We start from the raw sequence: 12055 nt of genomic DNA on the forward strand, positions 1-12055 counted from the left end.
GTCCTTGGACCTGACCACCTTGCCCCCGAGAGGCTCAATTCTCAAGGGCGCGAGCAAGGAGTATCGCGAAGAAGTGCTGCAAGCACCTACCAGAATTGGTTGGTACCGATCTCATGTTGGCTTCACTGCTTCTCTGCGGGCGCATCGCCTTCGGCTGACGGGGCGGGCGGTGGTGATGACGGCGCTGGCGTGTCCACTGGTGGTGTCGCAGTAACGCAATCACCTGCCCAGATCTTCGTGCCTGGTTGAGGCCGAAAATCTCGAAAGATGCGACGTTCGGATCGAATACACACGCGAATCCAGAAGACCGACAACCCAATCGAAGTGCTCATAATCTTGTAGTGTAAAAAAGCGGATACCCCGCCCGCGCTTCGAGGTACGGCTCGATTTTGCACTTCCAATTGACACCCGCTCGGGCGCTGGCGTTGGATCGGTATGAGTCCGGATTTCGACCCCGACTTGAAATAGCAACTTCCCAGCCAATTGCTCGCACCTGAGCAGTTGCCGCTTATCTTTTGCGCCGTACGGCACATTCGCGCCGGGCCGAACCGTAATCGACCGAAAGGTCTAGGGGCCAGCCGCTCAAGCCTGGCACCACGCCTCGCCCATGTTGAACTGTAGTGCTTGCGCGTCACCTATACCTGTTGGCAGGGTTCTATCTACCTTTCGATTTAGGTGGCGGGGCGGGAAGGACCGCTTCTCGGAAGTCACTCGAATCAAGAAGACGGGCAAAGACCTCAATATCGTTTGTCGTTTTTGGTGGAGGTGTGAGAGCCTTCCGCTGAAAGTCAAATACGCGCCTGTAAGCTGCGCCTTCCCGTTTGCCTGGAATATATGTATTCGGTGCGTGCAGCGTGCGAAGCGTTCCGTTCCAAATGAGCGCTTGCACGACTGTCGATACGGAGTTGCCTCTCAAACTAGCCACGTTCTCCACCTTGATTTGTCGATCGAGAATTTGGGCGCTTAGACTTTTGCTCGAGATGTTCGTCAATATTTGCTTTGACGTGAGAGGATCGGAGACTCGGGCGAGCTTGTGCTGCTCCACCGGAATGAGGACAATTCTTGACGCGATCGGCTGCTGATTTCTGTCGAGGGAATTTAGAAGACCAACAAACCAGCCAAGCCTGCGAAATTTGTTAAGAACAAAGAAGCGAATGCCAAGCCCAACGTCCTCGTCGTCTGCCTCACACGCATGCCCAATGAGATTGGTAAGTCCGTCCCGATCGAAGCCGCAACCTTTGACCATCCAATGATCGGGTTCTTGGTAATATTCATTTTTGAAGCTAAGGAGGCCTGCATCGCCAGCCTCTTCAATCTTGATGTAGAAGCGCACGATACGACCGCGGTTTGAACTTCGCCGATAGCCAAAGTACTCACCGACAATCGTCTTGTTAAGATCGTAATGCTCATTCGCTTTCATGCCCAGAAGTGTCTCAAGCGCTGCTCTGAGATCTCTCGGGCTTTGCTCAATACCTACACTCACCTTGCCTGGTACGGATCGTTGGAGATTTTCAAGGAGATCGCAGAGACGTGCCAACAAGCTTCGGTCTTGCACCACTGCTTTCGTAGCAACGAGCTTCAGATCCACTCTCAGGATGTTTTCGATCCTGCTCACATACTTGGGGCTGACCTCGCCATTCTTCTTGATTGTCTTCCAATTCTTCTCTCGAAAGATGATGTCCTGCCATGTGTCGGCTCGCCCTGGTTTGAAGTCAGCCGGAGCTTTTGCGGTTTCTGGGTCCGCCGCATAGCGTGTGTAGAGACGTTTCGTGGTGCTCTCATCGATTTGTGGAATTCGGGTAAGGCACCCGATGATAAGCTCGACAGCCTGCACGGTCGAGGTGGGCATTGGAAACGACATCTGACAATCCACAATGCAAAGTTGAAAGACTGACCTTATTAGGCTGGCTGGGACAGTCAAAGGGAGCTCTCGCTCCATCCACCGCTTTTCAGAAGCCATATCCTTTCAAATCAATCAGTTAGCGCGCGCATGAAAGGTTTGCGTCGGGCCTCGGTGGTCCTTTAGTATGATATATATAATATAACAAAGGGGGGAGGAAGATGCTGCGATGCGAACTCATCAAAGACGGGCAAACTGGAACTATCATCCAGGAACGATACTGGTTTAAAGATTTGTATCACCGCGATCCGTCGGAGGGGCCAGCAATCATTGTGCGGTTTCCAGACGGCAGACTACATAAAGCCTATTGGACGAACCCGCTCCGCGGGAGGGTGTCCCGCGTTGAGCGCGGGGTATTCCCTTGAAGCCAGCCTGTGCCTCTGCCCCGGCACCACCCGGACAGCGACGTAATCCACCACATTTCAGAAGCGCTTGCCCTTGGCAAGATGGTGTTGCTGCCCGCGCGCAGCGTCCCTCTTGTCAAGGAGTTCGCTATGACCTCGCTTCGGTTACGCATGATGGAAGACATGCAGGTCCGCAACCTGTCGCAACACACGCAGGATTCGTATTTGCTGCAGGTTTCGCAGTTCGCCCGGCATTTCGCTAAATCGCCAGCTTTGCTCGGCCCGGAGGATATCCGCGCTTACCAGGTCTATTTGACGAACGAGAAGAAGCTAGCGCCACGTTCGGTGCACGTGACCGTCGCAGCGCTTCGATTCCTCTACCGCGTCACGCTCGGCCTGGATTGGGATTTCGACCAGATCATTCCGTGCCCAAAGGCGCCAAAAACACTGGCCGTCATTCTCAGCCCCGAGGAGGTGCTGCACTTCCTTGGCTGTATCGAAAGTCTCAAGCACCAGGCGATTCTGACGACATGCTATGCCGCTGGCCTGCGTATTTCTGAGGCCACCCGCTTGAAGCCTGAGGCTATCGACCGCCAGCGCATGGTGCTGCGCGTCGAGCAGGGCAAGGGACAGAAAGACCGCTACGTCATGCTCTCGGCCAAGTTGCTGGAGGTGCTGACGAACTATTGGCGCGCCGTGCGGCCCACAGGGGTATGGATGTTTCCCGGCGCTTCTGTTGGAGAGCCGATATCAACAAGCGCCGTGGATGCCACCTGCCGTAAGGCACATCGGGTGTCGAAACTCTCCAAGCCGGTAACGCCGCATTCGCTGCGGCACGCATTTGCGGTGCACCTGCTCGAAGCCGGAACTGATCTCCGCACCATCCAGCTCCTGCTCGGCCATCGCAGCCTGTCAACGACCGCTCAGTATCTTCGGATCTCTACCAACAAGGTCTGCGCGGCGACGAGTCCGCTTGAACTGCTGCCACGTCCAATCCCCAAGGCCTCCTCGCCGCCAGTGCCAGAACATTTCTGACGGCCGATCTCATGGGCCGCTCAGGTCCGGAGGTCGCGGATATATTCCGCCGCTACGGTGCTGCCTGGCGAGAGCAGCACTGGGCCTCGCTATCGACGGAACGGCGCGCAGCAATGACTGCCATCGAGCGCTGCCGAACGTCAGCGCTCGGAGGCCATATCGAACAGTGCGACCGCTGTGGCGAACGACGGATCGCATACAACAGCTGCCGTTCTCGCAGTTGCCCCAAGTGTCAGTGGCTCGCCCGAGCGGAATGGATCGAGGCTCGGCGGGAAGAGCTACTCGATACGCAGTATTTCCATGTCGTCTTCACCGTTCCCGGCGAGATCGCCGCGATTGCCTTCCAGAATGCCAGCACGGTCTACAAAATCCTGTTCCACGCAGCCGCCGAGACGTTGCGCACCATCGCTGCCGATCGGCGACATCTCGGCGCGGAGATCGGGTTTTTCGCGGTGCTTCACACTTGGGGTCAGAATCTCAGCCATCATCCCCATCTCCACTGCGTCGTGCCCGGTGGCGGGCTGTCGCCGGACGGGAGCCGCTGGATCGCGTGCCGTCCCAGCTTCTTCCTGCCAGTCGCCGTGCTCTCCCGACTCTTCCGCCGACTGTTTCTCGAAAGTCTGCAAAGGGCATTCGATGCCGGCGAGTTGCGTTTCTTTTCGTCATTGGAACGGCTGCACGATCCCGTCGCATTCCGGCGCTATCTGGATCCCGCTCGCCAGGTCAACTGGGTGGTCTATGCCAAGCCACCCTTCGCGGGCGCTGAGCAGGTTCTGGAATATGTCGGACGCTACACACACCGGGTGGCCATCGCCAACAACCGGATCGTCGATATCGAGGATGGCGAGGTACGCTTCCGGTGGAAAGACTATCGCAACGAGAGCCGGCAAAAGGTGATGACGCTCGAGGCCGGCGAGTTCATCCGGCGTTTCCTCGTCCATGTCTTGCCCGAGGGATTTCAGCGCATCCGTTATTACGGATTCATGGGTAACCGCTACCGCAAGCAAAAGCTCGCCCGCTGCCGCGAACTGCTCGGAATGCAGCAGTCCGATACGCCGGTAAAACCGAAGGAAGAGCGCGATTATCGCGACAAGGTCGAGGAGCTGACCGGAGTTTCCCTGCGGGAATGTCCCTTTTGCAGTCAAGGGCAGATGGTGTGCATCGAGGTGCTCGCGCCTGTTGCGTCACAAGACCCACCTTTTCCGGACACTTCATGACGGTCGAGATTTTCCAATCATTGATCACCGTTCTTTCAATCTGCCAAGATTGGCAGCAGGCATCCTATTGTCGCGCTTCTGGCATCAAGCTCTCCAAGCGCAAGCGCCGCCGGTCTTTCCGCACGGGAGAACATATCTCGATTAGAATGTTTCGCGATCAAGACCGCATCCAGCATTTCCCGAAGCCACAGCGACGGCGCTGTCCGCTGGGAAGCAGCATCCAATTTCCATAGCGGCACCGGCGCACTAGGCGGCTTCGTCCAACACGTTTTTAGATTACCGGCGCACTCACAGCGGCCCACTTTGAAGCGTAGGTGCCGCGCCGCCAATCTAAAAACGCTCTCTATTACGTGGTTCGGGGTCTCTTACACCGTATTGACGGTCCGGCCGCGATCGAATGTCTCGATGGCATTACAAAATCCCATCGGGAGTACTGGCGCCTCAACGGCTGGAGTCATCGCGATCCTCGGGAAGGTTCTTCCTATAAGGTCGTCAATGAGAACGGCCCTATACACGAGAGTTATGCATTCAAGGGCTTTCCGTACCGAAATCCGTCCGAGGGGCCGCGGCGCATTTGGTACTTCTGCAATAATGAAACCTTCCGCCACTTCACACCGAAAGCGAAATACATCGGTCCAAATCCGTCCGTAAGTGAGTTGAGCCGATTATTCAAGAAGCGTATCGGCGGAAAGCAATTTACTTTCGATTGATCTTCGAAACGCAGAGGCCGGAAAATCGACTCTCTTTTCAGTTCCTGCGAGCAGCCTGTGTCCGGGGGTAAGTTACCTCACGTCGTCATACAGGAAGGGTAAGCTACCCGTAGCGGGGTAGATTTGAGGTAGCCTACCGGCTGGATTACCCCGCGATGCCATGCGTTGCTTGGGTCTCATTTGATGGAGATCCACAATGCATCTCGGCTCTCGACACCAAGGCTGCCGGCCAACGTACTGTTCTGACGTGGAGAGTGACTCGCACCCACTCGCGTCCGTCATTAAGCACTTGGTTGAGGCAGCTGTCCAAGCAGCGCTGACGCAACGCGACGATGAAGAAGCGGCTCAGTGGACACGTGCTTTTGGGCCAGCCTCTCCGAAGAATCGCAAAGACCAAACTGCACGCATCATCCAAATCGCCTCCGCACGCTGTCTCGCGGCATCGATGAGAGCAGACCAGCCGAACAAGGGTGCGAGCCGCGCCGCGCTGCCGGACCTGGTGGGAGGATAATACTATGCCCTCCCTGGTCACCTTGGGCGCACTAGCCATCGATGCACAGAAGCGCGACGGCGACGGCGCACTGTCGCTTGATCACGCCGCTGCCACTAGCGTGAGCGTCAATCCCACCGAGCTGACCTATGGGACGCTCGATTTCATGTTCCACTACTTCGATGACGCGCTGTTCGGCGGCCAACTTCCGCACTGTCTCCTGACCCTGCAGCGACGCCGCACTGCGGCGGGCTACTTTGACTATCGACGCTTCGCAGCCCGTGATGGATCGCATCGCGTGAGTGAGATCGCCCTCAACCCTCAATGCTGGGGGCCGCACCGGACGGATAGCGACAAGATTTCGACGTTCGTGCACGAGTTGGTCCATCATTGGCAGGCCGCCTACGGCAAGCCCGGCCGCGGCGGATATCACAACCGGGAATGGGCCCGGAAGATGCTCGATATCGGCCTGGTGCCGTCATCGACAGGCGAGCCTGGCGGCAAGCCCACCGGCCGGCGCGTTTCGCACTACATCCGCGAAGGCGGCCCCTTCGATCTCGCATGCAATGCGCTTCTGAGGACGGGCATTCAGCTTCCCTATGACGAGGTTCGCGAACCTCTGAACGAAAGCGCCGTACGGCGCAAACGGTCGCGGGCAGCATCAAAGACCAGTTACACCTGTCCGACCTGCTATCCACCCATCCGCGCGTGGGGCCGTCCCGACCTGCACCTCATCTGCGGCGCTTGCCACACGAGTTTTGCCGCTGAGGAAGTCGACACCAACTAGACCAATGGGGAGAGCGCGAAGAGACGATCGCTGATAACCGCAAAGAAACGCCCTCTCCCACTCGCAGACCACACTCTGAGAAGCATGACGTCGCCGACGCGACGAACGGAGGTCGATTAATGAGCATGGAACAGTTCGATCTATCGGGTCGATCGTACGATCAACCCGTCTCAGGCCGGTCAATTGCCGCGCTGGGAGGCGATCTGCTGATCACCCTCGGCGGCGGCCATCCGGCAACCGCGCGTCGCGTGGCACCGCCGCGCGAGGTGCTCGATCTCATGATCCTTGGTCTGGTCCTGCTTGGGACCATGATCATGACGGCCTCGACCGTGACAACCGTCCTTCATCTGGCGACTGGCGACGGACAGTTTCATGTCGTGCATGCGCTCATCGGCGCCCTCGTCGGATGCATGCAAGGACTTGCGGACAATGTGCTGCAGTATCGCCGCAAGTTCCTGGAACGCGGTGCTGCAGAATGCCGGAGGGTCGGCGTGCGCTTGCCGGAGATCGTGCAACGCCAATTGCTGACGACGCTGCTCGGTCTGGTTCGCGCACTGCAGGGCACGGCGGTCGGCATGCTCGCGGGTATTTGTGTGATGCTGGCGGCCATGCAGGGGCCGATTGACGGCTATGCCACCCGCAAGTTCATGACCGACAATCCCAGCGTCACGACTGAATCCACCAAACTGGTCGATGCGAGCATTCAGCGCACGGCCGACGATCTCAAGGCGGCAACCGGGCGCGTTGATCAGATCAACCGCATGCTGGCAAATCTGCGCCAGGACAATGTACGTCGGGCGACCCGTACGGGCTCGCGCAACGCGGCGCCACCTTCGACAGCTTCCGAGACCCAGATCGCGGCCCTCGAAAACACGCTAGCCGCCGAAACCTCGGCCCGCGAAGCGTTGACGGCGAAGCTCGAGCGCCAGCAGGCGGCCCGCAACGCGGACATCGAGCACAGGATTCAGTCCTCGCCGACCGCAATCCCGAAGCTTTCCGGATTGAGTGGACAGCTGCAAGCCCTGACGGCCTTGACCAAGGACGATTTCAAGCTGCTGGTGTTTACGGTGATTTTCCAGATCGTTTCGCTCGCGCTCGAGCTCAGCCCGATGTGGATCTCGCTCAGCGACAAGTTGTTTCCCTCTTCCTACGCCGCGGCAATGGCCATGCAGCATTTCATCGATGTGACCGCGATCGGGCACGAGGGAGCGCGGCAGCTTGGTCTGCAATCGGCCCCCGCCAAAGTAGCCACGCACAGCGAGCACGGCTTGAAAGACGCTCCGTTCGAAGCACTGGCCACAACCCAGGCAGGAGCCGCGACAGCGACGGACGCTCGTAAGCAAGCCGGCAGCGACCTGAATAGCATCCTGGCGGCGCAATCGACGAAGCGGAGCCGTTCGGGCCGGAGGGGCGGCGGCGCCGTGCGAATGGTGACGCACGTCCCCAGGCGACTGGTGAGCGTGCCGAGGCCGAGAGTGTCATTCTTGACCAGGCTCCGCCTCTGCCACCGCAGGATCAGGCAAAGCCTGCTCCGGCCAGCAACCTTCACCAGGCCGACGCCAGCCAGCCCGAGCGTCACGGTCCGGGTCGCCCGCGCGGAAGTCGCAACAAGAAGAGCCTCCTGAATGGACAGGCTATGGGTGAAGAACACGCCGGCGGCTCGAAGCATACCGGCCCTGATTTCGGAGGACGCAATGTCTGACACTCACGACAACAACATCATTCCACATGCTGTGCTGGTTGCGGCCCGCGAGGCGAAGCATGACGCAAGCGTTCCAACCTCGAACATGGGTGGAAATCGCGGGAGCGGACCTGCGGGCCCGACACACACGGTATTCTTCAGCCTTGGACAGCTTGCGGAGCGGCAGGCGAGCGTATCGGGGAAGCTGGATGCCCTGGCGGAGACATTTGGGCTGCTTCTTGGCGGCGTTGCGCTCGCGCAGTTGCTCACGCCCCTGCAGTTCTCGCACCTGATGCTCGTCCTTTCCAGGATCGGTCAGCCTGGATTCCCACCGAATGCGATGCAGCTGGCAGCGGTCGCGTCGCAGATCCTGTCGACGGGTCCAGGCCCCATGGTCGTTGTAACCGACCCGGACGACGACTTCCCGTTTTGATTCACGAGACCTACCGAAGTCCTATGAGTGAAGGAGATCGCCATGGACCAAATGCCTGACGCCTTCAAGTCGGCCTCGCTGGCGAAACGCGAAATCGAATTGAAGGAGCTCGCGGCCGATATCTTCCACTTGCTTGAATTTCCGCGTTTGGCGGATGACCTCCTGATCGGAGCAATGGCTATCGCCGATTGCGTGTACGGCTCGCCCAACAAGCAAGAAAGATCTTTCACATGTGGGAGAACGGCCATCAGACATTGCCACTTGTCCCGCACGGTTCGCAGATTGCGGCGCGACGAAGCACGATCAAGGCTACCTTGTGGAGTCGCGAGCGCGCGGCCTTTGCCGAGGAGAACCAGGAGACTCTTGTACGGCTCCACATCTTGCTGGCGCAAATTCTTCTTCTGACCACCCGAGGTACGGATTTCGCAGCCGCCGTGCGCAGCGACCAACAGGTGCGGGCGCTGACTATGGAAGCTTTACGGACGATGGTGAGGCTCATTCAGTAGCTGATCAATATCCGCGTTGCGGACAAGCCCGACCAGAATGCACCCAGGAGGCCACACGGATGACTGAACCGGTCCGCAACATAGCCCAATCACTCGTATCGGCGAGCCACCTCATGTCCGCGATCTGGCAATTGCTTTGGGCCGTCGGGTTTGCCGTCCTCGGCCTCTGGCTTTGCTTTTCGTTTGAGAACTGGTTCGCCATCGGCGGCGGCGTGCTCGCCGGATTGCACAGCCTGAATCTGCTTGTCGAGGCGAGCGCGACTTATCTGTCGGCGCGTCCTGCCGAGCGACCCGATGAGCGGGAGCGCCAGCTTCGCAGTCAATCTCTTTACGTACCCATGGACCGCGATCGGGCGCGGCAGGAACAGAACCCACGTTAGTGGCAGTCGTGCACAGCACAGCTTCGCCATCGCGAAACAGGAGGCAGGTTTGAAGATATTTCGCAATGCTCTTCTCAACGAACTGGCAAACACGGCGATTTACGCGTTCTTCGATGTGATCAGGATTGCGCTGACGATTGCGCGTTTTCTGAACGGCTTGTGCTTCCTCGTCGCATCGGCCGGTCTCTTTGCGCTCGCGATCTATCTTGCTCAGTTCTACGGCCCCAGGATTCCCAGCTATTACACGCTCGCGTTCCTGATCGGTTGGTGGGGTCTGGCGATGGGAATTTCCGGTCTGGAGCGGATTGCGCGCTGCAAGCCACGGAAGGAAGAGCGGCTGGGCCGCCCAATGTTAACTCTCGAGAGACCTGTGTCGGCGACTGCCACTCCAATTCCGCTCTTGCGGCGGCATTCGAGCGATAGGTGATTGGATAGCCCGGCTAAGCGCTTACAGTTTTTGAGGTAGTTTGCGCATTCTTGCTGCGTCGGCGGCAGGAACTTCCACGGGCGTTCGGCGTAGGAATTTGACGATGAGCACGATCACGCAAGCGGCATTCACCCCAGCGAGCTTACGGATTCTCGAAATCGCCTATCATTGCGATCTGACGCAGGTGGCGGCCGGGTAATCCCGCTCGGTGTTCTGGTCGACTTGCGCGCGTCCGGTGTTTACGGTCTTGGCCTTGTCGCGCGACAGAGTCTCACCGAGGAAGAGGCGCGCTTATCCGTCCGCGGCTCACGTCACCGTTTGAACACCTCAGCACGATCTTCGAAGTATTTGAGGCGGACTTCCCGAGCTCGGTTTTTGAGACCCTCCCAGACCGGCATAGCCTTTCGCTCACTTTTACCTTGGCCGGAGCGGCGCGCACGATAGCGCTGCCGCAGCCTGCGAAGATGAGTTTGATCACGCGCCGGACCTGGGCCCTTGACGAGTTGCAGAGCGCTGGGAACGAGGCCTATTGGGGCATGTTCCGGGAAGGCGACCCCGTAGAGGTTGAGAAGGTCGTCAAGGAAGAGCTGCGAGCTGAGGCAGCGTAACGGCTGGATCACGTCATTATGGAAAGGCCCGCCAACTCGGCGGGCCTTTTGTTTTGAGTGTCACCGCCTCAGCCAGCGGGCGTGAGCCGCCAGCCGCTGCCGGTTTCGGGGCCTGTGCGATCGGCGCCGGCGCTTCATGGCTGCTTCGCCATGAGATGGTCCATGATCATGTCGATGACCTCGATCTGAGCTTCCGACAGTTGTGCAAGCTTCTCTCTGAAGCTCTCTGGCTTGGCTGCGGCCTTGCCCATCCGTCGGGCCTGAAGCATCTGCTGCAGGTCCAAGAGCTCGCCCGTGATCAGCCAATTCATGCTGATGCCGTGCCCGAGACAGTAGGAAGCGAGCTCTGCACTCATGGTGCGCCCGCACCTCGGAGGTGCCGGCAACGCGTGACGTTCGTTCCAAAGCTGACAATCGTGCTATTTAGGTTGTGCAGCAAGCAGCCGCCTTCTTTCCTCTCAAGCGAGCGAAAACGCGGCACTACTTCAGCAGTGCATTGCGCCGGCCGAGCTCGCTAATGGCGTGGCCATGAAGCGGGGTTCGACGTATCGCCGCAACTACTAGTGTTCGCTTTTGCAGCACTACCAAGTGTTGAGTCTGAGGTCTTGCGCTTCGAAGGCTGATTTTATCGCGTCTGTAGCTTCTCGCCGCTCGTCAGGTAAAAACGGAAAAGGCAGGCCTGCTGTGGCGACCTACAAGTTCTAGTAGTTGACCGCAAACGTTCTCCGGGCCGAATCTCTCGCACCCCCGCGCTATCTCGACTAGTAAGTAGTAACAAGCACACCTACAAAGAAAACAAGAAAGAAAGGAGAGTGAAAGTGATGTCGCCAATAGAAGCAATCGTCAGTTGGCTAGAAGCGCAAGATCTGGACCTGCAACTCGATATCGCGTCATTCGGCTCATTCTTGATATTCGAGGATGGCGACGATCCCTCGCTCAGCGTGCCGGAGCGGCTCGAAGCTCTTCGCAAATGGTTGACCGAACCCGAATTGGACTCGGAAGCCGCCGCAACCCGTGCTCTGACCTTCCGTATCTCCATCGATTACTTCATCGAGGGTAGATCTACCGGCCACGGATGGAAACAAACCGAAGCGAAGCTGCGCAAGACCCTGGAAGAGGCTAGGCGCGTCGGGAAGTTCTCGGCTGCACGCAAGGCGCAAAGGATGCTTGAGCTTTTGCCCGCACGACAAGAGAGATGGCATGAGGTGGCGATATCCTGGAATGAACTGGCTTCGACTCGCCTCAATCTCGAGGCTCTCACTGATTGGAGCGACAAGCGCCCCCACCTGAAAGTTATTTCAAGTGCCGAGACTCCTCCATTGGTTCCCATCCCGTCGGCCTTCGCCGTGCCCATCAATGAAGGTAGCTCCCCGCACGATAAGGAAGAATGTTGAGCTAGCAGCGCGGGCGGTAGGGACAGCGTCGCTCCCCCCCGGTCGTCGGCGCCGAGTCGTCCGCGCTGCTTCTTGCGCCGTTTGCCTATCCTAATCAGGCCCAGACGGCCTGATGTCCGGCGCTTTCACCGCAGAAAACTAGG

Annotated in this window: 14 protein-coding genes; 12 read left to right on the top strand and 2 right to left on the bottom strand. The window is 58.5% G+C overall.

The features are described 5' to 3' along the window. Positions 1-655: 655 nt before the first annotated feature. A complete protein-coding gene (locus NLN62_RS08465) occupies positions 656-1861 on the bottom strand; it encodes a hypothetical protein (protein ID WP_254108365.1) in 1206 nt (401 codons plus the stop codon). A gap of 533 nt (positions 1862-2394) precedes the next feature. Between NLN62_RS08465 and NLN62_RS08470 the strand changes: the two genes are divergently transcribed. The 11 genes from NLN62_RS08470 to NLN62_RS08520 all read left to right on the top strand — a co-directional run bounded on the left by NLN62_RS08470 (position 2395) and on the right by NLN62_RS08520 (position 10518). Next, entirely contained in the window at positions 2395-3279 is an 885-nt protein-coding gene (locus NLN62_RS08470) for a site-specific integrase (RefSeq protein ID WP_254108367.1), read from the top strand. An 11-nt stretch (positions 3280-3290) separates the two neighbouring features. Next, a complete protein-coding gene (locus tag NLN62_RS08475; RefSeq protein ID WP_254108368.1) occupies positions 3291-4496 on the top strand; it encodes an IS91 family transposase in 1206 nt (401 codons plus the stop codon). Continuing rightward, positions 4493-4729 carry a hypothetical protein gene (locus NLN62_RS08480; protein ID WP_254108369.1) on the top strand — a complete coding sequence of 79 codons (237 nt, stop codon included), beginning with the start codon at positions 4493-4495 and terminating at the stop codon, positions 4727-4729. Before NLN62_RS08475 ends, NLN62_RS08480 begins: the two co-directional genes overlap by 4 nt. A gap of 81 nt (positions 4730-4810) precedes the next feature. Next, a complete protein-coding gene (locus NLN62_RS08485; protein WP_254108370.1) occupies positions 4811-5206 on the top strand; it encodes a hypothetical protein in 396 nt (131 codons plus the stop codon). Positions 5207-5721: 515 nt separating this feature from the next. Beyond that, on the top strand, positions 5722-6483 hold the full coding sequence (locus tag NLN62_RS08490; protein WP_254108371.1) for a SprT-like domain-containing protein: 762 nt from the start codon (positions 5722-5724) through the stop codon (positions 6481-6483). Between the two features lie 119 nt (positions 6484-6602). Next, positions 6603-8108: a DUF4407 domain-containing protein gene (locus NLN62_RS08495; RefSeq protein WP_254108372.1), complete on the top strand. Its 1506-nt coding sequence runs from the start codon at positions 6603-6605 to the stop codon at positions 8106-8108. Positions 8109-8123: 15 nt separating this feature from the next. Then, positions 8124-8597: a hypothetical protein gene (locus NLN62_RS08500; RefSeq protein ID WP_254108373.1), complete on the top strand. Its 474-nt coding sequence runs from the start codon at positions 8124-8126 to the stop codon at positions 8595-8597. 230 nt (positions 8598-8827) lie between these two features. Then, positions 8828-9103 carry a hypothetical protein gene (locus NLN62_RS08505; RefSeq protein WP_254108374.1) on the top strand — a complete coding sequence of 92 codons (276 nt, stop codon included), beginning with the start codon at positions 8828-8830 and terminating at the stop codon, positions 9101-9103. Between the two features lie 59 nt (positions 9104-9162). Next, a complete protein-coding gene (locus NLN62_RS08510; RefSeq protein WP_254108375.1) occupies positions 9163-9483 on the top strand; it encodes a hypothetical protein in 321 nt (106 codons plus the stop codon). Further along, positions 9398-9910: a hypothetical protein gene (locus NLN62_RS08515; protein WP_254108376.1), complete on the top strand. Its 513-nt coding sequence runs from the start codon at positions 9398-9400 to the stop codon at positions 9908-9910. The genes NLN62_RS08510 and NLN62_RS08515 overlap by 86 nt, the downstream gene beginning before the upstream one ends. Before the next feature lie 464 nt (positions 9911-10374). Then, the gene (locus NLN62_RS08520) at positions 10375-10518 is read left to right on the top strand and encodes a hypothetical protein (protein ID WP_254108377.1); all 144 of its coding nucleotides are present in this window, start codon (positions 10375-10377) and stop codon (positions 10516-10518) included. 134 nt (positions 10519-10652) lie between these two features. Here the strand turns inward: NLN62_RS08520 and NLN62_RS08525 are convergent, their stop codons facing one another. Further along, positions 10653-10874 carry a hypothetical protein gene (locus NLN62_RS08525; protein ID WP_254108378.1) on the bottom strand — a complete coding sequence of 74 codons (222 nt, stop codon included), beginning with the start codon at positions 10872-10874 and terminating at the stop codon, positions 10653-10655. A gap of 465 nt (positions 10875-11339) precedes the next feature. Here NLN62_RS08525 and NLN62_RS08530 point away from each other — a divergent pair, with 465 nt between their 5' ends. Then, positions 11340-11912, top strand: coding sequence for a hypothetical protein (locus tag NLN62_RS08530; RefSeq protein WP_254113384.1), 573 nt, complete (start codon positions 11340-11342; stop codon positions 11910-11912). Positions 11913-12055 lie beyond the last annotated feature (143 nt).

This window comes from Bradyrhizobium sp. CCGUVB23 (assembly GCF_024199885.1).
GTDB lineage: Bacteria > Pseudomonadota > Alphaproteobacteria > Rhizobiales > Xanthobacteraceae > Bradyrhizobium.

What these genes read in the sequence shown, in the direction of transcription:
- NLN62_RS08465 (WP_254108365.1), bottom strand. Translation starts at nt 1,861, where the DNA reads ATGTCGTTTCCAATGCCCACCTCGACCGTGCAGGCTGTCGAGCTTATC.
- NLN62_RS08470 (WP_254108367.1), top strand. Translation starts at nt 2,395, where the DNA reads ATGACCTCGCTTCGGTTACGCATGATGGAAGACATGCAGGTCCGCAAC.
- NLN62_RS08475 (WP_254108368.1), top strand. Translation starts at nt 3,291, where the DNA reads ATGGGCCGCTCAGGTCCGGAGGTCGCGGATATATTCCGCCGCTACGGT.
- NLN62_RS08480 (WP_254108369.1), top strand. Translation starts at nt 4,493, where the DNA reads ATGACGGTCGAGATTTTCCAATCATTGATCACCGTTCTTTCAATCTGC.
- NLN62_RS08490 (WP_254108371.1), top strand. Translation starts at nt 5,722, where the DNA reads ATGCCCTCCCTGGTCACCTTGGGCGCACTAGCCATCGATGCACAGAAG.
- NLN62_RS08495 (WP_254108372.1), top strand. Translation starts at nt 6,603, where the DNA reads ATGAGCATGGAACAGTTCGATCTATCGGGTCGATCGTACGATCAACCC.
- NLN62_RS08505 (WP_254108374.1), top strand. Translation starts at nt 8,828, where the DNA reads ATGTGGGAGAACGGCCATCAGACATTGCCACTTGTCCCGCACGGTTCG.
- NLN62_RS08510 (WP_254108375.1), top strand. Translation starts at nt 9,163, where the DNA reads ATGACTGAACCGGTCCGCAACATAGCCCAATCACTCGTATCGGCGAGC.
- NLN62_RS08515 (WP_254108376.1), top strand. Translation starts at nt 9,398, where the DNA reads ATGAGCGGGAGCGCCAGCTTCGCAGTCAATCTCTTTACGTACCCATGG.
- NLN62_RS08520 (WP_254108377.1), top strand. Translation starts at nt 10,375, where the DNA reads ATGAGTTTGATCACGCGCCGGACCTGGGCCCTTGACGAGTTGCAGAGC.
- NLN62_RS08525 (WP_254108378.1), bottom strand. Translation starts at nt 10,874, where the DNA reads ATGAGTGCAGAGCTCGCTTCCTACTGTCTCGGGCACGGCATCAGCATG.
- NLN62_RS08530 (WP_254113384.1), top strand. Translation starts at nt 11,340, where the DNA reads ATGTCGCCAATAGAAGCAATCGTCAGTTGGCTAGAAGCGCAAGATCTG.